The sequence below is a fragment of the Rossellomorea sp. GAMAL-10_SWC genome (assembly GCF_049568075.1).
Lineage (GTDB): Bacteria > Bacillota > Bacilli > Bacillales > Bacillaceae_G > Gottfriedia.
This window is the reverse complement of sequence record NZ_CP144911.1, coordinates 3038349-3064609: the sequence shown is the minus strand read 5'-3', so window position 1 is coordinate 3064609 and position 26261 is coordinate 3038349. Positions and strand designations below refer to the sequence as shown.

24 protein-coding genes are annotated in these 26261 nt (G+C 33.5%); 16 read left to right on the top strand and 8 right to left on the bottom strand.

Going from position 1 to position 26261, the window contains the following annotated elements; translation table 11 throughout:
* Positions 1-55: 55 nt before the first annotated feature.
* Complete coding sequence (gene comER / locus V5E38_RS15225) at positions 56-871, bottom strand: late competence protein ComER (protein WP_097978157.1); 816 nt, start codon at positions 869-871, stop codon at positions 56-58.
* An 89-nt stretch (positions 872-960) separates the two neighbouring features.
* On the opposite strand from comER, the gene V5E38_RS15220 reads away from it, so the two are divergent.
* Together V5E38_RS15220 and V5E38_RS15215 are read left to right on the top strand one after the other, a co-directional pair.
* Positions 961-1578, top strand: coding sequence for a helix-hairpin-helix domain-containing protein (locus V5E38_RS15220; RefSeq protein ID WP_499210651.1), 618 nt, complete (start codon positions 961-963; stop codon positions 1576-1578).
* Positions 1579-1589: 11 nt separating this feature from the next.
* Positions 1590-3929 (top strand): ComEC/Rec2 family competence protein, encoded by a 2340-nt coding sequence (locus V5E38_RS15215; protein WP_499210650.1) that lies wholly within the window; start codon positions 1590-1592, stop codon positions 3927-3929.
* 39 nt (positions 3930-3968) lie between these two features.
* On the opposite strand, the gene V5E38_RS15210 is transcribed toward V5E38_RS15215, so the two are convergent.
* Positions 3969-4103 (bottom strand): YqzM family protein, encoded by a 135-nt coding sequence (locus tag V5E38_RS15210; protein WP_097978154.1) that lies wholly within the window; start codon positions 4101-4103, stop codon positions 3969-3971.
* Between the two features lie 209 nt (positions 4104-4312).
* On the opposite strand from V5E38_RS15210, the gene holA reads away from it, so the two are divergent.
* On the top strand, positions 4313-5317 hold the full coding sequence (holA, locus tag V5E38_RS15205) for a DNA polymerase III subunit delta (protein WP_176522626.1): 1005 nt from the start codon (positions 4313-4315) through the stop codon (positions 5315-5317).
* A 183-nt stretch (positions 5318-5500) separates the two neighbouring features.
* On the top strand, positions 5501-6310 hold the full coding sequence (locus V5E38_RS15200; RefSeq protein WP_499210649.1) for a DUF4111 domain-containing protein: 810 nt from the start codon (positions 5501-5503) through the stop codon (positions 6308-6310).
* A gap of 76 nt (positions 6311-6386) precedes the next feature.
* On the opposite strand, the gene rpsT is transcribed toward V5E38_RS15200, so the two are convergent.
* Positions 6387-6653: a 30S ribosomal protein S20 gene (gene rpsT / locus V5E38_RS15195; RefSeq protein WP_056472820.1), complete on the bottom strand. Its 267-nt coding sequence runs from the start codon at positions 6651-6653 to the stop codon at positions 6387-6389.
* Positions 6654-6872: 219 nt separating this feature from the next.
* Between rpsT and gpr the strand changes: the two genes are divergently transcribed.
* The 11 genes from gpr (at position 6873) to mtaB (ending at position 20136) form a co-directional block, all read left to right on the top strand.
* Positions 6873-7973: a GPR endopeptidase gene (gpr, locus tag V5E38_RS15190; RefSeq protein ID WP_499210648.1), complete on the top strand. Its 1101-nt coding sequence runs from the start codon at positions 6873-6875 to the stop codon at positions 7971-7973.
* 24 nt (positions 7974-7997) lie between these two features.
* Positions 7998-8348 carry a DUF3679 domain-containing protein gene (locus V5E38_RS15185; RefSeq protein ID WP_069035097.1) on the top strand — a complete coding sequence of 117 codons (351 nt, stop codon included), beginning with the start codon at positions 7998-8000 and terminating at the stop codon, positions 8346-8348.
* A 109-nt stretch (positions 8349-8457) separates the two neighbouring features.
* Complete coding sequence (gene lepA / locus V5E38_RS15180; protein ID WP_097978151.1) at positions 8458-10278, top strand: translation elongation factor 4; 1821 nt, start codon at positions 8458-8460, stop codon at positions 10276-10278.
* A 261-nt stretch (positions 10279-10539) separates the two neighbouring features.
* The gene (gene hemW / locus V5E38_RS15175; RefSeq protein ID WP_499210647.1) at positions 10540-11676 is read left to right on the top strand and encodes a coproporphyrinogen-III oxidase family protein; all 1137 of its coding nucleotides are present in this window, start codon (positions 10540-10542) and stop codon (positions 11674-11676) included.
* A gap of 189 nt (positions 11677-11865) precedes the next feature.
* Positions 11866-12894: an HrcA family transcriptional regulator gene (hrcA, locus tag V5E38_RS15170; protein WP_499210646.1), complete on the top strand. Its 1029-nt coding sequence runs from the start codon at positions 11866-11868 to the stop codon at positions 12892-12894.
* 57 nt (positions 12895-12951) lie between these two features.
* Complete coding sequence (grpE, locus tag V5E38_RS15165) at positions 12952-13512, top strand: nucleotide exchange factor GrpE (protein WP_499210645.1); 561 nt, start codon at positions 12952-12954, stop codon at positions 13510-13512.
* Positions 13513-13606: 94 nt separating this feature from the next.
* Entirely contained in the window at positions 13607-15430 is a 1824-nt protein-coding gene (gene dnaK / locus V5E38_RS15160; RefSeq protein WP_499210644.1) for an Hsp70 family protein, read from the top strand.
* Between the two features lie 384 nt (positions 15431-15814).
* Positions 15815-16945 carry a molecular chaperone DnaJ gene (gene dnaJ / locus V5E38_RS15155; protein WP_499210643.1) on the top strand — a complete coding sequence of 377 codons (1131 nt, stop codon included), beginning with the start codon at positions 15815-15817 and terminating at the stop codon, positions 16943-16945.
* A gap of 147 nt (positions 16946-17092) precedes the next feature.
* A complete protein-coding gene (prmA, locus tag V5E38_RS15150; protein WP_499210642.1) occupies positions 17093-18043 on the top strand; it encodes a 50S ribosomal protein L11 methyltransferase in 951 nt (316 codons plus the stop codon).
* A gap of 1 nt (position 18044) precedes the next feature.
* Complete coding sequence (locus V5E38_RS15145; RefSeq protein ID WP_499210641.1) at positions 18045-18797, top strand: RsmE family RNA methyltransferase; 753 nt, start codon at positions 18045-18047, stop codon at positions 18795-18797.
* Positions 18798-18801: 4 nt separating this feature from the next.
* Entirely contained in the window at positions 18802-20136 is a 1335-nt protein-coding gene (gene mtaB, locus V5E38_RS15140; RefSeq protein ID WP_097978145.1) for a tRNA (N(6)-L-threonylcarbamoyladenosine(37)-C(2))-methylthiotransferase MtaB, read from the top strand.
* Positions 20137-20235: 99 nt separating this feature from the next.
* Here the strand turns inward: mtaB and V5E38_RS15135 are convergent, their stop codons facing one another.
* A complete protein-coding gene (locus V5E38_RS15135; RefSeq protein ID WP_499210640.1) occupies positions 20236-21714 on the bottom strand; it encodes a S8/S53 family peptidase in 1479 nt (492 codons plus the stop codon).
* Between the two features lie 253 nt (positions 21715-21967).
* Here V5E38_RS15135 and V5E38_RS15130 point away from each other — a divergent pair, with 253 nt between their 5' ends.
* The gene (locus V5E38_RS15130) at positions 21968-22162 is read left to right on the top strand and encodes a hypothetical protein (protein WP_499210639.1); all 195 of its coding nucleotides are present in this window, start codon (positions 21968-21970) and stop codon (positions 22160-22162) included.
* A gap of 103 nt (positions 22163-22265) precedes the next feature.
* On the opposite strand, the gene V5E38_RS15125 is transcribed toward V5E38_RS15130, so the two are convergent.
* The 4 genes from V5E38_RS15125 to V5E38_RS15110 all read right to left on the bottom strand — a co-directional run bounded on the left by V5E38_RS15125 (position 22266) and on the right by V5E38_RS15110 (position 25957).
* Complete coding sequence (locus V5E38_RS15125) at positions 22266-22931, bottom strand: Rossmann-fold NAD(P)-binding domain-containing protein (protein ID WP_499210638.1); 666 nt, start codon at positions 22929-22931, stop codon at positions 22266-22268.
* 240 nt (positions 22932-23171) lie between these two features.
* Positions 23172-24497 (bottom strand): sodium:solute symporter family transporter, encoded by a 1326-nt coding sequence (locus tag V5E38_RS15120; protein ID WP_499210637.1) that lies wholly within the window; start codon positions 24495-24497, stop codon positions 23172-23174.
* A gap of 3 nt (positions 24498-24500) precedes the next feature.
* Positions 24501-25199, bottom strand: coding sequence for a response regulator transcription factor (locus V5E38_RS15115; RefSeq protein ID WP_499210636.1), 699 nt, complete (start codon positions 25197-25199; stop codon positions 24501-24503).
* Positions 25196-25957 (bottom strand): sensor histidine kinase, encoded by a 762-nt coding sequence (locus V5E38_RS15110; protein WP_499210635.1) that lies wholly within the window; start codon positions 25955-25957, stop codon positions 25196-25198. Before V5E38_RS15110 ends, V5E38_RS15115 begins: the two co-directional genes overlap by 4 nt.
* Positions 25958-26261 lie beyond the last annotated feature (304 nt).

Below are 26261 nucleotides of genomic sequence, written 5' to 3'. Positions count from 1 at the left end.
AATTTTGTATTTTTGTTACGAAAGGAGTAAAGCAGTATAATCATTTTAAAGTTAATCAAAATTGTTCCTTTACTCGCTCAATTTCCTTATCAAACTTATCATGTGTTTTTTCAAAAATTTCTTCGAATAAATCTCCTACTCGTGCTTCTAATACTTTAATACCTTCACCAGTAATTCCGCCTTTTACACATACCTTTTCTTGAAGTGTCTCAAGCGTAAAATGTTTTTGTTCAATTAGTTTTCCAAAACCAATAATCATTTCTTCAGCTAAGATCGTTGCTTGCTCTTTTGAAATTGAAGTTTGACAAACAGCCGCATCAATAAATTTTTGAAGCAAGTAACTAAAAAATGCGGGTCCACAGCTTGCGATATCCGATGAAACTCTTGTGATATCTTCTGTAATCATGACTGGCTTAGATATGTTCGAAAAAAGTTCGATTATTTGTTCCTTACTTTTGGCCGTACACCTATTCCCGAAATTAACTAAAGTTACCCCACTCAATGCTTGATTCGTAATACTTGGAATAACGCGTGCAACTTGACATGGTAAGATCGCCTCTAATTGTTCAACATTAATTGGACTAGTAATCGATATAACGCAATGTTTTTTAGTGAAATATTTTTGTAAAGATGATAAAAGTGGCTGAATTTCTAAAGGCTTTACACACACTAATACAATTTCAGAAGCGGTAATTACTTCTTTGGCTGTCTCAACAACATTTAAATCAGGATATATATTTTTTAGCTCATAAGCTTTATACATTGAGCGGTTTGTAACAGTTATTTCGGAGGGCTTCACGGCATTTGATTTTATAAATCCATTGAGCAATATAGTGCCCATATTTCCTGTACCTATGATTCCTACGTTCATGAGTACATCCCTTCCTTTGCATACATTCTCTCCTACACTATATGAAGCAAGGTCGAAAATAATGATATAAGTTAAATGGAGGACTAATAATGAAAAAGTTAATTCATAATAAACTAGTTTGGCTCGGTCTCGTAATTGTCGGTATATTAGTCGTGAATTTTTATCAAACCGAGCGTAAAAATGAAGTGGTTTTTGCGAAACAAACAATTGAAGAAGAAATAGTAAAGAAGAAAGATGATCAGAAAAAAGAAGTTAGTATGCCAGTGAATTCAAAAGTATTTATGGTTGATGTAAAAGGTGCAATACAAAAACCAGGTCTAATCCAATGTAATGAAGGAGAACGTGTTTTTGACGTGATTAGATTGGCGGGGGGATTTAAAGAAAAAGCTGATGTTAATAAGGTTAATTTAGCCGAAAAAATAGTTGACGAGATGGTCATTTATGTACCGTTCATTGGAGAAGAAACCGATCAAACTATCATTACTAATAGAGGGGATGAAACTAAACAAAATGAGATGATTGATATAAACCATGCATCACAGTCAGATTTGGAAAAAATACCGGGTGTTGGTCCAACGAAAGCAAAAAATATTTTAGAGTATATTGATCAAAACGGACCATTTACTTCAGTAGAACAATTAGAATCTGTAAATGGAATCGGTAAAAAATCCATTGAAAAAATGACTCCGTATATTGTCATTCGCTAATTTAAATTATTATGAGTATTTATCTGGCTTATATTGTTTTTGTACAAATAATAACAATCGTCTTTTTTAAAAGCGATAATTTATTCTTTATATTAATATTACTCATTTTAATGATTTTTTTAGTCGGAAAGAAAAAATGGCTGCTTTTAATAATTTGTGTTATTTCGCTATGTATTACCTCAAGTATATGTTACCTACAAAACAATAAAATGATTTCCTCTAAACCAAAGCCCTCGCAAAATGTTCGTGGTGAAATTACTTCTACTCCAATAATAGATGGTAATAAGGTTTCGTTTACATTTAAACTCCATAATCAAGAGATCTTACTTAATAGTTTTGCTAATACAAAAGAACAATTAAAAGTTTTTCAAAAAAGAAAAATTGGTGAAATATGTGAAGTAAAAGGTGAGGTTACATTGCCTTTAGAAAACTCTAACCCATACTTGTTTAATTATAAGAAATACTTATTAAATCAAGGGATTCACTGGATTATTACTGCTAATCCAAATAGTTTAGGGGATTGTGAAAATGGAAAACGGACCATCATTCAATCAATAAATTATAGTCGACATGCATTAACTAAATATGTAGAGGTAAATTTTAATTCCAATACAGAAGGTTATATTAATGCTCTACTATTTGGGGACCGTACAAAAATGAATGCAATTACAGAATCTCAATATCAAATAGTTGGGATTGTGCATTTACTTGCGATTAGCGGTTCTCATATTAGTTTATTGAGTCTTGGTATCTATTTTCTATTGATTAGAATTGGAGTAACGAAGGAAACCAGTTTTTTTATAACGATTTTGTGTATTATATCGTATGGATTTCTTGCAGGTGCTTCAGCATCAGTTGTCAGGGCAGTTATTATTGGGGTTCTAGTTTGCTTCTACAAGTTAGCGAAAATGAAAGTTGACATTACTTCACTATTATTTAGTTCTTGTATAATCATGTTATTTGCAAAACCAAATTATATTGATGATATTGGATTTCAATTTTCCTTTGTAACAAGTTTTGTATTGGTTTTAACTTCTGAACAAATTTTAAATTACAAATCTTGGTATGCAAGGGCTCTTTATACATCGAGTATTACCCAATTAGCATCAATCCCTATATTACTTTTTAATTTTCATGAATTATCACCATACAGTATAATAATCAACTTACTTTTCATTCCTTATATTAGTTTTATTATAATGCCACTATGTATTTTTTGTTTTGGTTTAAGTTTTATTAATTTAGAAATCAGCGAAATGTTAACATTATTGCTAACACTCTTTATTAACATGTCAGATAAATTATTGAGTATTTGCATGCAATTACCATTTATTAAGTTGATTTTTATACATCCTTCAAAAGGAATACTGTTTATTTATATCGTGTTAATATTTTTAATTTTATACTTTATGGAAAGTCAGAAAGATAAGAAATTATTGATGAATTGCCTGATTGGATTATTTATTCTTATATTCGGTCATTTAGTATATCCCTCTATTAACCCTGTTGGAAAGATTATGTTTATAGATGTAGGTCAAGGAGACTGTATACTAATAAAATTGCCTTTTAATAAAGGGAATTATGTAATTGATACTGGAGGTAAGTTAACTGGTAAAGAAGAAACATGGATGAAGCGTAAAAAGCCATTTTCTACTGGCAATGATCTATTGATTCCATTATTAAAAGGAGAAGGAATTAGTAAAATAGATAAATTAATATTTACACATGGTGACATTGATCATATTGGAGGTGGAAAAGAGGTACTACAGTCATTTAATGTTAAACAATTAATCGTAGGTGACAAGACGGAATTTACTTCAGCAGAAAAAGAAAGAATTAGTATAGCCATAAAAAAGGGAGTCGAAATTAAAAAAATAAGCGAAGGTATGAGTTGGAAAATCGATACAAATTATTTTCAAGTGATTTCGCCAATTAAAGACTATGTAGGTGAGGAAAACCAAGGGTCAATTGTTTTAAAGGCATATATAGGCGGAAAGAATTGGATGTTTTCTGGTGATTTAGATGAAAATGGAGAAAATCGACTGATCTCTAAATATCCTGATTTAAAGGCAGATGTTTTGAAAATAGGGCATCATGGGAGCAAAACATCTACTTCCGAAAGATTTATTAAAGCAGTTATGCCTAAAATTGGCATTATTTCAGTTGGCGAAAAAAATCGATATGGTCATCCAACAAAAGAAGTACTTGATCGATTAAAAAAGTACAATGTTAAAACCTTACGTACTGATGAACTTGGTGCAATAACTTATGAATTTAAAAGAGGACAAGGTACCATTTATACATTTAAAGCATATCGTAAAACAAATAACAGAAACCAAGAAAGAAATTAAAAAGACTGCCGAGGCAGTCCCGTCATTTGATTCTATGTATTATCTCGTAACAAACTCCACAATTGTTGCGATGATAAATAGAGTAGCGAAGAAACCAAATGAAACAGCAAAGCCAACGCCAGAATCTGTTGAATCATTACGTTTGCTTTGAACATTTTTTTCAAAAGTATTCACAAATAACCCCTCCTAATTCAATTTTAGTATAAATCAATATAACTAAAAAATCCATAGTATGTTTGTTTTAGTTATACCGTTTTAAATGAAGAAACCGGGTCTTTATTTAAAACGTTAATATAAATTAGAGATTAGTATTTACTAATCTCTTCCTTCTCATGTAGGACATGTTATACTATACTAAGAAAATTAGTGTAGAGGAGCAAAACATGATTAATGATTTACATAAAAAATTGAAAAAGAATGTGTCGCCAATGTATTTATTGGTAGGTACTGAAGATTTTTTACTTCAAGAAGCAGAAAACTTAATCGTGAAAGCAGCTTTACAAGGAGAAATTGATGATTTTAACTATCAAACATATGATTTAAAAGAGTCTTATTTAAGTGAAGCACTTGAGGATGCACAAACACCGTCCTTTTTCGGTGGAAATAAAGTTATCATCATAAAATCATGTTTGTTTTTAACAGCTCAAAAAGAAAAAATTGTACAAGATATAGAACCACTATTTGATTATATTGAAAATCCTGCGCCTTTTACTACTGTTGTTTTTGTTGCTCCTTTTGAAAAATTGGATGAGCGGAAAAAAGTAACAAAAGCGATAAAAAAACAAGTAGAGCTAGTTGAATGTCATCCTGTTGAAACGAGTAATTTAGACGGCTGGATTAAAGAGCGTTTCACTGGGAATGTAACGATTACTAAAGATGCAATTGAAAAATTAAAATTACTAGTTGGAAATAATTTATCAATTTTAAAACTTGAATGTGAGAAGCTACAATTGTTTATTGGGAATGAAGGCGAAGTTGATGCAGACCTAGTAGAAATGATGGTAGCAAAAACCATTGAACAAAACGTTTTTTCTCTTATTGAAAAAACAGCAGTAAGACAGACAACTGAGGCACTTAAAATTCTTCATGAATTATTATTTATAGGTGAAGAACCGATAAAAATAGTTGCCTTGTTAGCTAGTCAGTTTAGATTATTGTACGGAATAAAACAATTATCAAGTAGTGGATATTCAAATAATCAAATTGCCTCTTCAGTTGGTGTATCACCAGGAAGAGTGTTTTATGGACAAAAGCAAGCGAATAACTTTCAAGCAAGTGAATTGAAAGAAGCAATACGATTAATTGCTGAAGTTGATTACAAAATGAAAACTGGTCAAGGAGATAAGGTTATGATCCTTGAAATGTTGATTCTTCAATTAAATAAATAATTGTAAGAAATTCAGTCTTAAATGAGTATAAAAACAAATCAAATGGCAGTCCGATAACATTAAATTGGACTGCCATTTTTGTGTTATAAAAAGGCCATGATTTTCAGTCTACAACTTTTACAATTTGTTATAATGTAGTAATTGTTAATATTTACCAAGAAGAGCTATTTGGGAGATGGGTGAATGAAGGAAATTCCTAAAGAAATAAACGTTGTATTAGCTACATACTTACAATATTTTGATTTAAAATTACCCAATTTAATTGATTCTTTTTATCTTTATGGATCAATTACATTAGGTGCTTTTAAGAATGGATTTAGCGATATCGATTTTATAGCAGTTGTTAAGCGCAAAGTATCTGATGCCGATTTAAAGAAACTTAAAGAAATTCATAAAGATGTGCAAAGAAAGTTTCCTAATACAATTTTGGATGGGTGGTATATTCTTAATGAAGATATTGAGTCCTTAAATGAAGAAGGGATATTATGTGTTCGTTTCAATGATGGGAAGTTTCAAGGTTTAAATAAATTTCAAAAGAACTCCATAGATGCTTTTCAATTAAAAAAATACGGCATAACTGTCAGAGGGCTAAATATTGATAATATGGATATTTCGGTAAACTGGGATACAATACTAGCTAATATGAGAGACAATCTTAATTCTTATTGGCTTAGCTGGTTAAACAACAGTAAGAAGTTTCCTACAGTTAAATACTTGAGTTTATTTATAAGTTTAAGAAGTATTGAATGGGGGATTTTGGGAATTTCTCGACTTTATTATACATTTAAAGAAAAAGATATTACATCGAAAGTAGGAGCAGGTGAATATGTTTTAGAGGCTGTACCCAAAAGATGGCATAAGATTATTAACGAGTCAATGAGATTACGAACTAATCAAAAAAAATCATATTACAAATCAATTTTTACAAGAAGAAAAGATGCGATTGATTATATAGAGTTTATGATTCGCGAATGTAATAAACTTATGCGATAAGTGGTCCTGTCTTTTGAAATTAAAAAACTTTATTGCACGAAAAAATGGTGTCTCATCTGAGACACCATTTAATTCATTACGCGTTCATAGCGTTAACTTTTTTAGCTAAACGAGACTTTTGACGTGAAGCAGCGTTTTTGTGGATTAGATTGCTGTTAACAGCTTTATCTAATTTTTTAGAAGCAGTTAATAAAGCTTCTTGCGCTTTTTCAGTTTCGTTATTAGTAACTAAAGCTTCAACAGTTTTCACTGCAGTACGCATTTCTGATTTTAGAGATGCGTTGTGAGCACGATGAGCTTCAGCTGTTTTTACACGTTTAATAGCTGATTTAATATTTGGCATACCTTTCACCTCCCGAATGCAGTCGAGAAATTTGCCTCGAATACAAATAGAACAAAACTTATTTTATCAAAACAAGTCCCATTTGGCAATAGAATTCATAAAGCTATTTTCGCCTTTTCAAAAGAAAAATAAACAACTCGTTTAGAATTAGTAACATCTAGCTAAACTAGTTAAGAAGAGAATTGTTAAATTTCGATGAGTATTGTGGAGGCTAGATAAATGAGTGAGTTAGATTTAAGTCAATATAGTGTTCGAACAGATTTAGCAGTAGAGGCAAAAGAGATGCTCGAGGAGCGTGAACAGTCAAAGGAAGAAATTACCGGCGTAATCGTCAAAGAACGTGAAGCAGATGGTGTAAGTATTTCTCATGTTCATATTAAAGAATCAGCATCTGAAAGAATCGGTAAAAAGCCAGGGAATTATTTAACACTTCAAGTTCAGGGGATTCGTGAACAAGATACTGAACTTCAAGAAAAGGTTGAAAAAGTTTTTGCAAACGAGTTTTCTGCATTCCTAAAAAATTTAGGCATTACGGAAGAGCAAACTTGTTTAGTAGTCGGATTAGGAAATTGGAATGTGACGCCTGATGCACTTGGTCCAATGGTTGTTGAAAATTTAGTTGTTACGAAGCATCTTTTTGAATTACAGCCTGAGAGTGTACAAGATGGATATCGTCCAGTTTGTGCTTTATCCCCTGGTGTAATGGGGATAACTGGAATTGAAACGAGCGATATTATTTCAGGTGTCATTGATAAAGTAAAACCAGATTTTGTTATTGCAATTGATGCGCTTGCAGCTAGGTCCATTGAGCGAGTTAATACAACAATCCAAATTACAGATAATGGCATTCATCCAGGTTCTGGAATAGGGAATAAACGTAAGGAACTAAGTAAAGAAACACTAGGTATTCCAGTAATTGCTATTGGCGTTCCAACTGTTGTTGATGCTGTTGCTATTACAAGTGATACAATTGACTTCATTTTAAAACATTTTGGACGAGAAATGAAAGAGGGAGACAAGCCTGCTAAAGCGCTAATCCCTTCAGGAATGGCATTTGGAGAAAAGAAAAAGTATACCGAAGAAGATATGCCTAATGAAAAAGAACGAATGGCATTTATGGGGATTGTAGGAACACTTGAAGAAAATGAAAAACGGAAATTAATTCATGAAGTACTATCACCACTAGGTCATAATTTAATGGTTACACCAAAAGAAGTGGATACATTTATTGAAGATATGGCAAATATTATTGCTGGCGGTATGAACGCTGCTCTGCATTCTAAAATTAATCAAGACAATATTGGCTCATATACTCATTAATATTTCGTAAGTGAGGAGAAACAAATGAAATATATGGTTCGGTATTTTACACTAATCATCATTTTTTCGATAACAATCATTACTTGTATGCAAGTTGCAAAAGATGGAATAAGTAAAGTTACTTCAACTGATTACTATCATGTAGACGATGTAGTAAAAATCTCAAAAGAAGATGGGAAAGCTGGTCCAGTACTTTTTGGAAAGGATTACACGAAAGAAGGACTAGCAATTAGAGAAGATCATTTAGAAAGATTAGGGGCATTTAATTATTTTACAGTTGTTGGTAAAGGACTATCCCATTTTGTTACGTATGTAACTGAAAAAGGGGTTAAGATTGTTGAAAAAATTCCTTCTATTATTGATAGCTTTAATTAGACCTTCTAAACTTCATTCGACATATACTGCTAATATAGATTGAATATTTCCCTATTTCTTTGATATAATCAAAACTATCTATGCTGTCGAGAAATTTAGGAGTGATGAAATGAATAAAGAGTCAAGATCAGAAAGACAAAAGAGAATTAGAAACTTTTCAATCATCGCACACATTGACCATGGAAAATCTACATTAGCAGATAGAATTCTTGAGAAAACAAATGCATTAACTCAGCGTGAGATGAAGTCTCAGCTATTAGACTCAATGGATTTAGAGCGTGAACGTGGAATTACCATTAAATTAAATGCTGTGCAGTTACAATATAAAGCTAAAAATGGAGAAGAATATATTCTTCATTTAATTGATACCCCTGGACATGTCGACTTCACTTATGAAGTTTCACGTAGTTTAGCAGCTTGTGAAGGCGCAATTCTTGTAGTTGATGCTGCACAAGGTATCGAAGCTCAAACATTGGCGAACGTATATTTAGCTTTAGATAATGACTTAGAAATCTTACCGGTTATTAATAAGATTGACTTACCAAGTGCAGAGCCTGAACGTGTAAGACAAGAAGTTGAAGAAGTAATTGGATTAGATGCTTCTGAAGCGGTATTAGCATCTGCTAAAGCAGGAATCGGAATAGAAGAAATTTTAGAACAAATCGTAGAGAAAGTGCCTGCTCCAACAGGTGATCCAGATGGGCCTTTAAAAGCACTTATTTTTGATTCATTATTCGATCCATATCGTGGTGTTGTAGCTTATATTCGTATCGTAGAAGGTACTGTAAAAGTAGGCCAAAAAATTAGAATGATGGCTACAGGTAAAGAATTTGAAGTAGTTGAAGCTGGAGTATTCACTCCTCGCACTACACAACGAGACGAATTAACTGTAGGTGACGTAGGTTTCTTAACAGCTTCTATTAAGAATGTTGGAGATACTCGCGTTGGGGATACAATTACCCTTGCTGAGAATCCAGCAACTGAGCCACTACCAGGTTATCGTAAATTAAATCCTATGGTATTCTGTGGATTATATCCAATTGATACTTCTAAATATAATGATTTACGTGATGCACTTGAAAAGCTTCAATTAAATGATGCAGCTTTACAATTTGAAGCAGAAACTTCACAAGCTTTAGGATTTGGTTTCCGTTGTGGATTTTTAGGATTATTACACATGGAAATCATTCAAGAGCGTATTGAACGTGAATTCAAAATTGATTTAATTACAACAGCACCAAGTGTTATTTATAATGTTTACACAACAAAAGACGAAATGATTATTGTTGATAACCCTGCTCATATGCCAGATCCTCAATCAATTGATCGAGTGGAAGAGCCTTACGTAAAAGCAAAAATTATGGTTCCAAATGACTTTGTTGGAGCAATCATGGAGCTTTGCCAAAAGAAACGCGGGAACTTTATCGATATGCAATATTTAGATGCTAACCGTGTAACATTAACTTACGAAATTCCATTATCTGAAATTGTTTATGATTTCTTTGACCAATTAAAATCAAGTACAAAAGGTTATGCATCATTTGACTATGAGCTAATTGGCTACAAAGTTTCTAAACTTGTGAAAATGGATATTTTATTAAACGGTGAACAAGTAGATGCTCTATCATTTATCGTTCATAGAGACGCTGCTTATGACCGTGGAAAAATTATCGTTGAAAAATTAAAAGAACTTATTCCAAGACAACAGTTCGAAGTACCAGTTCAAGCGGCAATCGGACAAAAAATCGTTGCTCGTTCAACAATTAAGTCAATGGGTAAAAACGTATTAGCAAAATGTTACGGTGGGGATATTTCACGTAAACGTAAGCTATTAGATAAGCAAAAAGAAGGTAAAAAGCGAATGAAAGCTGTTGGATCTGTAGAGGTTCCACAAGAGGCATTCATGGCTGTTTTACGTATGGATGACTAATAATTAATAGGAATTCATCCTAAAAATGCCACCGTAATTTATTTACGGTGGCATTTTTAATTTAAGAATCATTATTTTTTTACCCAAATTGTTATTAATAAAAAGTAAGATGTAAATAATGATTAGTAAAAGTAAAGCGATTAATTAGACAAATATGATAAGAAAATATACAATCATAAAGTTAAAATCAACAAAAGTCCCTGAATCTCACCTTAGATGGTATTGAATCAGGGGCTTTTCACATAGAAAAGAGGAGAAGGTATGGCATCTTCCGTTTATATTCATATACCATTTTGTCAGCAGATTTGTTACTACTGCGATTTTAATAAATTTATGATGGACCGTCAGCCGGTTGATCAATATTTAGAATATCTTGAGAAAGAAATTGTTGAAAGTCTAAAAAGAAATCCGATTTCAGATTTGAAAACAGTTTTTGTAGGTGGAGGAACTCCTACTGCATTAACTTTGCCTCAAACTCAAACGTTAGTAGATATGATTAATAAACAGATCATTAAAGGGAATAAAGAAATTGAAATGACCTTTGAAAGTAACCCGAATGAAATTTCAAAAGAGAAGCTTCAAATTTTAAAAGATGGTGGAGTGAATCGAATTAGTTTTGGAGCGCAAACATTTGATGAAGGTTTACTTAAAAAGATTGGAAGAACACATTCACCTAATGAAATAGAAGAAGCAATTCAAACTGCAAAAGAAGTTGGAATTGATAATATTAATCTTGATTTAATGTATGCATTACCTGGTCAAACAATGGAACAATTCATTGATTCGTTGGATAAAGCGATGAAGTTACCAATTCAGCATATCTCGGCATATTCATTAATTATTGAACCAAAAACGGTTTTTTACATAGAAATGAATAGGGGCAAGCTTAAGCCGGCTCCTGAAGAAGATGAAGCAGCTATGTATGACTTTTTAATGAAGTATTTAGAAGAAAAAGGTTTTCATCAATATGAAATTAGCAATTTTGAAAAAAATGGCTTAGAAAGTAAGCATAATCTTGTTTATTGGAATAATGAAGAGTATTTTGGATTTGGTGCAGGAGCACATGGCTATATTAATGGAATTCGATATTCAAATGCTGGGCCGTTAAAGAAATATTTTCAGTTAATCGATGATACTGGTGTCCCAATTGTTCATGAGCATACGGTAACGAAGCAAGAAAAAATGGAAGAAGAAATGTTTTTAGGGTTACGTAAAATGCAGGGAGTTTCGGAAAGAAAGTTCCAAGAAAAATTTGGGTCAAACTTTAATGAAGTATTTCCGAACGTAATTGAAAAACTAATGAAAGATGGATTAGTCGAGATGAATGGAGTATTTCTTCGATTAACTCATAAAGGGAAGTTACTAGGAAACGAAGTATTTCAAGCATTTTTACTTTAGTGTGAACAAAAGGAGAAGCGGATTAGATAAGGGACAATAGTTAAATCAGATGTATTAAATAGTTCCTAATCCATTAATCCTGAACTTCTTTATTCCTTCCTTTAACTTCTTGACATCGTATAAAGGATTTGTTAAGTTAATAATATATTTAGCACTCACTAGATAAGAGTGCTAATAGAGGTGATAAACATGTTGACTGAAAGACAGTTATTGATACTCCAAATTATTATCGATGACTTTATTCGCATGGCACAACCTGTTGGTTCAAGGAGTTTATCTAAAAAGGAAGGTATTTCATTTAGTTCAGCAACGATACGAAATGAGATGGCTGATTTAGAGGAACTTGGTTATATTGAAAAGCCTCATAGCTCTGCAGGTCGAATCCCTTCTGAAAAAGGGTATCGTTTTTATGTAGACCATCTGTTATCACCACAAATTGTTAATGACGATGATGTTCGTTCGATAAAAGGTATTTTTGCCGAGCGTATTTTTGAAATAGAAAAGCTTGTGAAAAATTCAGCTGATATACTATCTGATTTAACAAATTACACAACAATTGCTCTAGGACCAAAGGTTACTGAAAATAAGCTAAAAAATATTCAGCTTATTCCAATAGGACCTAATACAGCAGTATCAATTATTGTGACAGACACAGGTATTGTTAAAAATCGAACAGTAACGATACCACCTGGTGTGTCTATGAGTGATATTGAGAAAATGGTAAATATTTTAAATGAACGACTAGTAAATGTTCCAATTCATCAAATAAATGACAAGCTTTATAAAGAAATTGCAATGATTTTACGTACGCATATTTCAAATTATGAAAGTGTTATTAAGATGATTGGTGGCACTATTGACGTACCGATTGAACAAAAGCTGATTTTAAGTGGAAAAACGAATATTTTAGCTCAACCAGAATTTCATAATGTTGAGACAATGAAAGTATTGTTAAACATGATTGAAAAGCAAGATGAACTAAAAAGTATTATTCCTTTTGAACAGATAGGTTTAAGTGTCAAAATTGGTAAGGAAAATGAAAAGTCTGGATTAGAAAATGTAAGTATCATTAGCGCAACCTATTCATTAGGTGAAGATCAAATTGGTACAATCGCAGTATTAGGACCAACTCGAATGGAATACTCCCGAGTAATCTCATTAATGCATTTAATAACAGGGCAATTGAATTTATTATTTTCATCTAAGGATGTTGAATAAATCCATTGTGAAAAGAAACAATGGATTACATATAAAAAAATAGGAGGTGAAGGTGACATGACAGAACGTCAGGAAGAACTTTTAAATGAAGAAGTAGTGAATGAAGAAACTACTGTTGAAGAACCTTCAATCTTTACAGAAGAGAAAACTGACAATGTGAATTCTTCTGAAGAAGAGCTTCAAAAACTTCGTGCTGAAGTGGATGAGAAGGAAAATAAGTACTTACGTCTACATGCTGATTTCGAAAATTATAAACGTCGTGCACTTTTAGACCAACAATCATTAATGACTTATCGTGCTCAAAGTTTAGTAACTGATTTATTACCAGTACTAGATAATTTCGAACGTGCACTACAAGTTGAAGCAACAGACGAGCAAACTGCTTCTTTAAAACAAGGTATGGAAATGGTTTACCGTTTACTTGTTGAAGCTGTGAAAAAAGAAGGGGTAGAAGAAATCCCAGCACTAGGTGAACAATTCGATCCGAATGTCCATCAAGCTGTAATGCAAGAAAGTGATGATTCTAAACCATCTAATGAAATTTTACAAGAATTCCAAAAAGGCTATAAGCTAAAGGACAGAGTAATTCGTCCATCAATGGTGAAAGTAAACGAGTAATTCGTTAAGCGTCTATTTCAATCGCTAACATAAATATAAAAATTTTTTTAAAAAACTAAAATATAACTTATGTAAATTTTAGGAGGAACATGCAATGAGTAAAATTATTGGTATTGACTTAGGGACAACTAACTCTTGTGTCGCAGTATTAGAAGGTGGAGAGCCAAAAGTAATTCCGAACCCAGAGGGTGGACGTACAACTCCGTCAGTTGTTGCGTTCAAAAATGGTGAGCGTCAAGTTGGGGAAGTAGCAAAACGTCAAGCAATTACAAACCCTAACACAATCATGTCAATTAAACGTCATATGGGTACTACACATAAAGAAAACATTGAAGGTAAAGATTTTTCTCCACAAGAGATTTCTGCAATTATACTTCAAAACTTAAAAGCATCTGCTGAAGCTTATTTAGGTGAAGCAGTAACGAAAGCAGTTATTACAGTGCCTGCATATTTCAATGATGCTGAGCGTCAAGCAACTAAAGATGCTGGTAAAATCGCAGGTTTAGAAGTAGAACGTATCATCAATGAGCCAACTGCGGCTGCATTAGCATACGGTTTAGATAAAATGGATGAAGACCAAACAATCTTAGTTTATGACTTAGGTGGCGGTACATTCGACGTTTCAATCCTTGAATTAGGAGATGGAATTTTTGAAGTTAAAGCTACAGCTGGTGACAACCGTTTAGGTGGAGATGACTTCGACCAAGTGATCATTGATTACTTAGTAGCTGAGTTCAAAAAAGAAAACGGTGTTGATTTAAGCCAAGATAAAATGGCATTACAACGTTTAAAAGATGCTGCTGAAAAAGCGAAAAAAGATTTATCAGGTATTACTTCAACTCAAATTTCATTACCATTCATTAGCATGGGTGCAGCTGGTCCATTACACTTAGAGTTAAACTTAACTCGTGCAAAATTCGAAGAGCTTTCTCACAACTTAGTAGAAAGAACTTTAGGCCCAACTCGTCAAGCAATGAAGGATTCTGGCTTAACTGCTAGTCAAATTGATAAAGTAATTTTAGTAGGTGGTTCAACTCGTATTCCTGCTGTTCAAGAAGCAATCAAAAAAGAAACAGGAAAAGAACCACATAAAGGTGTAAACCCTGATGAAGTAGTAGCATTAGGTGCTGCAATTCAAGGTGGAGTATTAACTGGTGATGTAAAAGACGTAGTATTACTAGACGTAACACCATTATCATTAGGTATCGAAACAATGGGTGGAGTATTTACAAAGTTAATCGAACGTAATACAACAATCCCAACAAGTAAATCTCAAGTTTTCTCAACAGCTGCTGACAATCAACCTGCTGTAGACATTCACGTACTACAAGGTGAGCGTCCAATGGCTAATGACAATAAAACATTAGGTCGCTTCCAATTATCGGATATCCCACCAGCACCACGTGGAATTCCTCAAATTGAAGTATCGTTTGATATCGACAAAAATGGTATCGTAACAGTACGTGCAAAAGACCTAGGTACTCAAAAAGAACAAAACATCGTAATTCAATCTTCTTCAGGTTTAAGTGATGAAGAAGTAGAACGCATGGTAAAAGAAGCAGAATTAAATGCTGATGCAGATGCAAAACGTAAAGAAGAAGTAGATCTTAAAAACGAAGCTGATCAATTAGTATTCCAAGTAGAGAAAACTTTAAAAGATCTTGAAGGAAAAGTTGAAGAAGCAGAGGTTACAAAAGCGAACGAAGCTAAAGACTCATTAAAAGCAGCTTTAGAAGCTGGTAACTTAGATGATATTCGTACTAAGAAAGATGCTCTTTCTGAAATCGTTCAAGCTTTATCTATGAAGCTTTATGAGCAAGCTGCTGCTGCACAGCAAGCTGCAGGTGGAGCTGAAGGCGGAGCGAAACAAGACGATGTAGTAGACGCTGAGTTTACTGAAGTTAAAGACGAAAAATAATAACGAAAAGTGGAAGGCGTTTGGTCAGCCCCGACAAGCATAAGAACGAGTATGGAAAAAGTTGGGATTTTAACTTTAACCATAATTGGGCTTATGACCTCGAGGGGCTAACGCCTGGAACTAGACAATATATATATCTAAAAAAGGGAAGTCAAAGTCAGGGTAGCCTTGGCTTTGACTTTTTCTCACTTTAAGAAATCATAAATTGGCATCGATGATGAGAATTCGACGTAGTTCCCAATTTTAGGAATAAAGTATAAGTGCAACTACGCCTCTGACTTCGCCTAAAAGGCTCGCCAGTCGACGAGTTTTCTTTATTTTCTTTTAGAAAAGCACAGGATATGTTAAAATATTCTTTATGTGAAAGGAGCGGATTGTAACACTATGAGTAAACGTGATTACTATGATGTACTTGGTGTTAGTAAAAGTGCATCACAAGATGAAATAAAAAAATCGTTTCGTAAATTAGCAAAAACATATCATCCAGACGTAAATAAGGATCCTGATGCACCTGAAAAGTTTAAAGAGGTGCAAGAAGCATACGAAAATTTATCAGACGATCAAAAACGTGCTCATTATGATCAGTTTGGTCATACAGATCCAAACCAAGGTTTCGGCGGTGGCGGATTTGGCGGCGGTGGATTCGGTGGATTTGAAGATATTTTCAGTCAGTTTTTTGGTGGTGGCGGTGGACGTCGTCGTGACCCGAACGCACCAAGAGCTGGGGCTGATTTACAATATACAATGACGATCCAGTTTGAAGAAGCAGCATTTGGAATGGAAAAAGAAATTGAAATTCCAACTGAAGAAACATGTCATACATGTAGTGGATCAGGTGCGAAACCTGGTACATCAAAAGAAACGTGTAAACATTGTCAAGGTTCGGGACAAATGAGTGTTGAACAAAATACGCCATTTGGACGTATTGTGAACCGTACGACATGTTCACACTGTCAAGGTACTGGTCAAATGATTAAAGATAAATGTACAACTTGTCATGGTGCTGGCCGAGTGAAAACTCGTAAGAAAATCATGGTTAAAGTACCAGCTGGTATCGATGATGGACAGCAAATTCGACTTTCAGGTCAAGGCGAACCAGGTAAAAATGGTGGTCCTGCTGGAGATTTATATATTGCATTCCATGTTCGTGAGCATGAATTCTTTGAACGTGACGGAAATGATGTTTACTGTGAGCTTCCATTAACTTTTGCACAAGCTGCTTTAGGTGATGAAGTTGAAGTTCCTACATTACATGGTAAAGTAAAAACGAAAATTCCTGCTGGAACGCAAACTGGTACTAGAATGCGTTTAAAAGGTAAAGGAATCAAAGATGTGCGTGGATATGGTCAAGGCGATCAGCACGTAGTCGTAAAAGTTATCACACCAACAAAACTAACAAGCCGTCAAAAAGAATTGCTTGAGGAGTTTTACAATATTGGCAAAGGTCAAAAAGACGACAAACACGATTCTTTCTTTACAAAGTTAAAGCGTGCAGTTAAGAATTTTGGCGAATAATAAGGAAGTTAATAATTCAGTACGTTAGTTAAGGTAAAAAGTGGAAACACTAATAGAAGAAGTAATTTAAATGGCACCCTCTAATTCTGACTATGATTAGAGGGTATTGCCAAGTAAAGAAGAGAGTATGAATGGAGTTGGTAGGTAATGAAATGGTCAGAATTAAGTATTCACACTACACAGGATGCGGTTGAACCGATTTCTAACATTTTACACGAAGCTGGTGCAAGTGGTGTTGTCATAGAGGATGTGTTTGATTTGACGAAGGAGCGAGCACAGGTTTACGGTGAAATCTACCAACTTAACCCAAAAGATTATCCAGAGGAAGGTGTAATCGTTAAAGCATACCTTCCTGTGAATAGTTTTTTAAACGATACGATCGACGGTATAAAGGAAGCAATTAATAATTTAATTTCATATGATATTGATTTAGGAAAAAATACATTTGCTGTGCATGAAGTTAGCGAAGAAGATTGGGCGACTGCATGGAAAAAATATTATCATCCAATTTCAATCTCAGATCGATTTACAATTGTACCTTCTTGGGAAGAGTATGAAGTCAAATCGTCAGATGAATTAATTATCGAATTAGATCCAGGAATGGCGTTTGGTACTGGTACTCACCCTACAACTGTTATGTGTATTCGTGCACTTGAGAAAGTTGTTAAATCAACTGACCGTGTAATCGATGTAGGTACTGGTTCAGGAGTATTAAGTATTGCAGCTGCTAAACTTGGCTCTACAAATATAGAAGCTTATGACTTAGACGATGTAGCTGTTCGAAGTGCAAGAGAAAACGTTGTATTAAACAAAGTTGACGATGTTATAAAAGTTGGACAAGGTAACTTACTACAAGGTATTGAAGGTCCGTTCCAAGTAGTTGTTGCAAACTTACTTGCTGAAATTATTCTTCGTTTCGTAGACGATGTGTTTAATGTTTTAGAACCAGGTGGAACATTTATTTCTTCAGGAATTATTGGTGCTAAACAAGAAGACATCGAAAATGAGCTTAAACGAGTTGGTTTTGAAGTGAAGGAAGTATTACATTTAGAGGACTGGGTTGCAATTATTGCAAACAAGCCAGAACAAGGAATGTAATATGCAAAGATATTTTATAGAAGAAACGCAGCTTCAAAATGATCTTGTTACAATAGTTGGTGATGATGCTCATCATATCGCAAATGTTATGCGAATGAAGCTAGATCAAGAAATCATTTGTACAGTTCCAGGTTCTTCAACTGTTCGTTGTACACTTACAAATATTTCTAGTGAACAAATAACTGCAGCTGTTGTAGAATATGTTGAGAATACAAATGAACTGCCTATATCAATTACGATTGCTAGTGGACTACCAAAAGGTGATAAACTAGAGTTAATCATACAAAAAGGTACGGAGCTTGGTGCTTCTGGTTTTTTACCTTTTGCGGCAGCTAGATCAATTGTTAAATTAGATGATAAAAAAGCTGGTAAAAAGGTTGATAGATGGCAAAAAATTGCAAAAGAAGCGGCTGAACAATCCTATCGATTTATTGTACCAACCGTGGAACAGCCAGCATCTTTTCAACAATTACTTAACTCAATACAGTATTATGATGCGTGTATTGTAGCATATGAAGAAAGTGCAAAAACAGGAGAATCAGCAGGACTTGTTCAGACATTCCAGTCATTAAAGGAAGGTTCACGATTATTAGTAGTTTTCGGACCAGAAGGTGGTTTGTCAGAGAAAGAAGTTAATCAGCTAGAAGATAAAGGTGCTAAGCTATGTGGACTTGGACCAAGAATTCTACGAACAGAAACAGCACCATTTTATGTTTTAGCTGCTGCCTCCTTTCATTTTGAATTAATGGGGTGAAGAAATGCCACATGTAGCTTTTCATACATTAGGCTGTAAAGTTAACCATTACGAAACAGAAGCAATTTGGCAACTGTTTAAAGCAGCAGGCTATGAACGTACTGAATACGAGACAAAAGCTGATGTTTATGTAATTAATACTTGTACAGTTACAAATACAGGTGACAAAAAAAGTAGACAAGTAATCCGTCGTGCCGTGCGCAAAAATCCAGATGCAGTAATTTGTGTAACTGGATGTTATGCACAAACATCTCCAGCCGAAATCATGGCAATTCCTGGGGTAGATATCGTTGTTGGTACACAGGACCGTACTAAAATGCTAGATTATATCGAGCAATATCGTGTAGAACGCCAACCAATTAATGGCGTAGGAAATATTATGAAAGCACGAGTTTATGAAGAGTTAGATGTACCGGCTTTTACTGACCGTACACGTGCTTCATTAAAAATTCAAGAAGGTTGTAACAACTTCTGTACTTTCTGTATTATTCCATGGGCACGTGGTTTAATGCGTTCTCGTGATCCAAAAGAAGTTGTAAAACAAGCTACGCAATTAGTTGAATCAGGCTATAAGGAAATTGTTTTAACTGGAATTCACACTGGTGGATACGGTCAAGACATGAAAGATTACAACTTAGCAATGTTATTAAAAGATTTAGAAACAGTTGAAGGATTAAAACGTGTTCGTATTTCTTCAATTGAAGCTAGTCAAATTACAGATGAAGTAATTGAAGTACTTCGTCATTCAAATATTGTAGTTCGTCACTTACACGTACCATTACAATCGGGATCAGATACTGTCCTAAAACGTATGCGTCGTAAATATACAATGGCTGAATTTGCTGAAAGAATTGAAAAATTACGTGAAGTCTTACCAAACTGTTCAATTACATCTGATGTAATCGTAGGTTTCCCAGGTGAATCTGAAGAAGAGTTCATGGAAACGTACAATTTCATTCGCGACAATAAGTTCTCTGAATTACACGTATTCCCATACTCTAAACGCACAGGTACTCCAGCTGCACGTATGGAAGATCAAGTTGATGAAGAAATTAAAAATGAACGTGTACACCGTTTAATTGAATTATCAAATCAGCTTGCAAAAGAATATGCATCAATGTTTGATGGAGATGTTCTAGAAGTTATTCCGGAAGAAAAGTATACTGAAGATGGCGCAGAAGGACTATTAATTGGTTACACAGACAATTATCTAAAAGTCGTGTTCGAAGGAACAGAAGACATGATCGGTAAAATTGTAAAAGTTAAAATCGCTGAAGCTGGTTATCCAGTTAATAAAGGTGAATTTGTCCGGGTATTAGAAGATGTAGCTGTTAACTAAGGATAAAATAAATAAAAGGATAGATAATCTAGAATTCATCTGGATTATCTATCCTTTTTTACTTCATAAGATTTAACATTTCACTTAAGTTATCTATTTTTATTTGTCATTTGATAAGAAGCTATAAATATTTGCTTCACCAGATCCATAAAGTGGATCTGCTCCTTTTTTACCATAATCTAATGCACTTTGTCTAATCGCTGCTGCAACTTGAGAGGGAGAATACTCAGGATGAGCTGCTTTTATTACACCTGCAATACCAGCAACTTTCGGTGCTGCCATTGAAGTTCCATGAAGATATGAATAGCCATGCCATTTTCCGTCACTAAATTGTGTAGTTGCATTTGTCCCATTTGGGTTAGCTGCATTTACGCCTACTGGGTATGTAGGATAAGTAGACAAAGTACGATATGTATAATCACGTTTATTTAAAAAGTTACCTGTTGGATTTTGACGATATAATTCGTCGTATACAGGTCCATTATCTCCACCAGGTGCAGCTACATCAATTACACTTCCATAATTTGAATAGAAAGCAATACTATCTTTTGACCATTGATTAGACGAAGAAACTGTAATGACACCTGGGATTTGCGCAGGAACAACACGTGAAGGTCCTTTAATATCTAAACCGTAAGTTGTTTTCCAATAATCTTGCATATCGTGTATATCGTTAAAATCTCTTGAGTCATTCCCCGCAGATACAACGACCGTTACGCCTTTTTTAATTGCATATTGAATCGCTCTGTGATATGCCACCATTGAAGCTGACTCACCTTTTTCATCTAAGTTATGAGCCATCCAGCGCCATCCACCGATTGACATATTAATTACTTCTACTCCATCGTTTGCAGCTGAAACAATTGCATCTGTTATCCATGACTGTTCAGCTCCGCCAGTTGCACCGAAAACTCGATAAGCGCGAACTGTTAATTCTGGGCCAACGCCCTTAACTTTTCCATTTGCTGCAATTGAGCCAGCTACGTGAGTTCCATGACCATTTTTATCCCATGCATCAGTTGTTCCTGGGACAAATGTTTTTGAGCCAGCAAGATCTACATTTGCCTTTAAATCTGGATGACTAAAATCGATTCCAGTATCGATAACTGCTACGACCGTTTTATGGTTTCCTTTATTTAAATTATAGGAATCTCCATTATGAGTTAAATTCTGCATGTCCCATTGTTTATGCCAATAAGAACTAGCATTTACATCAAGAGTTACCTTTTGACCATTAGGAGTTCCAGGAGTAAAGTTAACTTTATCATCTGGGTCAGATTCCAAGTATGCTTGCAGTTCTTTACCAGCTGATTGAATATTTGAATCGTTTTTAATATTATTTAGAAATTCACCATTTGATGATGAAACCTCAACAATTCCAATATCTGAAATAATTCGTTCGATAGAACCACCAGCTTTTGAAATTGTATCTGAGAAATTACTTGGTAAATTCCCTTTATATGCTAAAACATAATGAAGCTCCTCAGGGGCAGCTTTTACCTGTTTGGATTGTGTACCAATAAGTAATGAAAATGATAAAACAGAACAAATCGATAAGGCAGCAATTTTTTTCTTCATAAAATCTCTCCAATATGTAATATTTACGCAAATTACGTATTTAATCCAATTTTAATAAAACTTCTTCGCTAAGTTTGTCAAAATTTGAAGTTAAAATACTAAATATTTTGACAATTTTAGTCATATTTAATTATTTTTATCAAACATCTCACCATTCCATCATCTTTTAACATAAGGTTTATTTTTTTCCTCAAACTACCTGTTATTTTATGCTCATAATCCATACAAAATATAAAATACGGAGGTGATTTAAATGACAAAACACAGTCGAGAAAGAAATTCTGATGATAATCATATCCACGTTGCTACCAACTCATATTTAGACACTAGCGCGAACCGTTCTAATAAAGTAAATTACGATGAAGGCGGTAGCCCATATTTAGATACAAGTGATGATGCATCATCCGCAGCCAATACAAGACGTGGGGCCCCATATTTAAATACTTGAAAATAGAAGAAAGAGCAGGAAGTGTAGGAAAAAAGAAAAACTTAATCAAAATCAATACTTTGCACTTAGAAGTTTTTTTCTACACTTGATTCTGCTCTTAATTTCATGACGCTGCCTTATTAATATCTTCAACCTCAATTAATGGTTTATGATAACCAGTTTTTGCTATATTGATCATTGATCGACCAATTTGTTCTGAAGTTGTTATTGAGTTTGGAAAGACTTTTTTTAGCAACGGATAAATAGGTTTCGTTAGGTTATAGCCGTATTGATATAGTTTAGTTTTTGATTTTATATCTTTATGTGGAATAATTGCACCTGGTCGAAACATGTATGCAGCTTTAAAAGGTAACTTTAACAAGTCATTTTCTGTTTTTCCCTTCACTCTAGCCCACATTATACGACCTTTCTCAGTACGATCGGTACCTGATCCAGTGACATAAATGAAAGTCATTTGAGGATTCAATCTTGATAAAGTATGTGCGATGGATAGTGTAAGGTCATATGTAATCCTACGATAATCTTCCTCTGTCATTCTAAATGATGAAACACCTAAACAGAAAAAACATGCATCAAATCCAGCTAACTGATTTTCAATTGATGATAATTCAAGCAGATTAGAATGTTTAATTTCATAAAATTTTTCATGTTGAATTCCTGTAATACTACGACCAATTGAGGAAATCGAGCTAACAGAAGGATCTTGTAAGCATTCTCTTAATACACTTTGACCAACCATTCCAGTTGCTCCAAAAAGTAAAACCTTCATAATGTAACCTCCGTAATTTAATTTCACCGCTTTAGTCTCATGGGCAAATAATAAATGATAAATCATTTTTAAGCAATTTAAAACTGAAAAATAATCGTTCAAAATATGTAAGTGAATAGAAAATAAAAACTAATAAAATAGGTCGTTTCTTGATAGGGGAAATATAGAACGATTACTTACTTTTCAGCTGAATACTTCAAAATAGAAAAGAGCTAATCAAGTCAACTGATTAGCTCTTCTTTATGACATATTTACAGACTCTTTCTTACTAAAAAATTGGATTGAAAAACCAAAAATAATTATCACAATAGAAAATAATAAACTCAACCAAATGCTTTGAAATTCACCTACATACGGCTGAACAATATATGAAAGTATGATGCTGATTACAATACTAATTGGAATGTAATTACCGACTTTACCCTTACTAAAGACAATAACTAAAATTGGAAATAGCAATGCAGAATATACATTTCCTGAGTAAAATAATAGTTCAATAATTTTTTTTGATTGAATAATTGTAGCAAAAAAGATGATCACCCCAATTATCATGGATAGAAGATAAGCAAGCTTTATTTTTTTTTGATCATTTTTTATCGTGTGAAATGGCTCGATTATATTGATAATGATTAAGCTAGCAAGCGAATGTAAAACCGCACCAAATGTTGATGTAATTGCATTAAAAGCACATAAAACAAAAAGTATGAAAAAGAATGGTGTTGTAATTTTATTTGCTAAACCAACTAAAATTGATTGAATATCTGTAAATCCACCTGTGAATATAACGATAATAAAAAGACAAGAAAATGAAAGTGGGAAAATACACCATATTAACCCGGAAATTGAGAATGTTAAAGGAAGTTTTTTTGATTCAATCATAAATAATCGGTGCCATGAAGTAATGTCAAAGAAAAACTGACCAAATCCAACTAATAAGCCAGAAAATAAAAAACCCCATAAATCGTAATGATCAATGACTAGCATGTATGGATGGTATAATTTAATCCCATCATATACGGGTTGAACGCCTTCTTTTACGAAAAAATACAACGGAATTAAAATTGCCGCTGCAAACATGGTAATGACTTGGAATCCAGCTAATCCATGTATCATCTTTAATCCACCAAAACCTGCAAAAAGTACACAAAAGCTTATAAAAATGATTATTTCTATGTACAACGGTAAATTAAAAAGAAAATGAAATAACGTAGATGCAGTCATCGACTGTATATATAATATGTGTAAACTAGTTAATATTAAAATAAAAATCATAATCCAATAACCAAGTGGGTGTAGTTTCTTCTTCAAATAATCTCCAATTGTTAAACCATCAGGGTACTCTTGTCGCACCTTTTTCCCGATAAAACTAAATACAAATAATGCAATCGCACCTAAAAATGCATATCCGATTCCACCAAATACGCCATATTTAATCATTGATTCTGGCGAAGATAAGATCGTAGTACCTGTTACCCAACGTGCCAAGAGAGAAATAATTCCCATTCCCATTCCCATTCCAATTTGAATAGGACCTTGTACGTATTCTCTAAATGAACGTGAATTCACTGTTTATTTTCCTTTCTCACGATACTCTTTTGGAGTAATGCCCTCAATTTTGCGGAATAAAGTACTGAAGTAATGCTGACTATTAAAGCCTGAGTTTTCTGCTACATCGGATATGTTCCAATTTGGATTATTTGTTAAATATCGCTTGGCTGCTTGTATTCTATAGTCTATTAAATATTCTGAAAACGATACTCCGACTTCTTCGTGAAATTTTCTACTTAAATAAGTATGATTTGTATGCACTTCTCGAGCAACGTCAGAAAGAGAAAGTTTTTCAGCGAAATGATCATGTATATATATAAGAGTTTGATGTATTAAACTAGAATATTGGTTTGATGTGTCGGTGTCACTATATTTAGATAAAACTTTATATAATTCACTTTCTATAATTGGCTTAGTTAAATAGTCTAGAACGCCGATTCGGATTGACTGTTGGGCATAATCAAAACTTTGATATGCTGTAACCATAATAATATCTACGTCTTTATTTAGTGCTCTAAGCTCTTCACCAAACTCTAATCCTGAACGTCCAGGTAGATTGATATCTAGAAACGCAATATTAATTTTATGATTTTGATTAATTGTGATTGCTTGGCATGCATCAGCAGCTTTAAAAAACTTCCATAATGGAAACATTTTTTTAATCAAATATTCCATCTGTTCAAGCTCTAATGGTTCATCATCTACTAATAATACATTCAATTTATTTTCCCTCCTTTACTCTCATATATAAGTGGCCAAACGACCTTAACGTTTGTTCCTGATTCATTTGAAGTAATCAGTACATGTCCACTATTACCAAAATATAGTTGTAATCTCTTTTTTATATTGTCTAAACCATGGCCTTCTTCATTAGAAAAAGAATTAGTCATTCCCATTAAACCATTATCAATAACTTCTAAACAGACTAGCTCGGAATTTTGATAAAATTGAATATGCAGAAAAGCCTCTCCAACCTTTTTTTCTAAACCGTGTTTAAAAGAATTTTCTACTAAGGTTTGCAAAATAAAAGGGGGAACTAGCGCATTATATAAATCTTTTGGACAATCTAACTGAGTTTTAAGACGCTCTCCAAACCGTAGATTTTGGATGTCTAAATAATATTGAGTATATTGTATTTCTTGATTTAACGGAATTAATGGCTCAGATGATTTATATTTAAATTTTAAAAATTGAGAGAATGTTTCTAGTGCTCGGATTAATTCCGAAGTTCGATTTAAACGAGCTAAGCTTAATATGACATTAAGTGTATTAAATAAAAAGTGCGGTTGAATTTGCTGGTTTAATTTATTGTATTGAGCTTCTTGTAATGCATGTTCTAACCGAATTTCTCTATTTTTATTTTCAAGTAAATCAATTCTTTTTTCAAAGATAAATAAAAATAATAAAGCAATAGCTCCCATAATAGGAGCTAAAATAAATAGCATAATTAGTAAAGTAAATCCCTCGTAACTAAGCATGAAGAACCTCAAATAGTTTTTTTGATAATATTTTTAATTTTTTTGAAAACTTTGATTATAAATGGCTGATTTCAAGTAAAGTTGCTCCAATGGAATGGAACGAAAGCTGAACATCCTATTGGAGCTACTTAGAGGAGTCTCTAACCTTCGTGCATTTTCCATTGGAGCTTTAGAAAATCTTGATCCAATCAACGTTCGATTTATCCAATTTTATAAGCATTTATTATATTGAAGAAAGAAAGAGGATATCTACATGGCAGGATCAATTCTCTTCATTTCCTTCACTTCATGCCTATAAGAATAC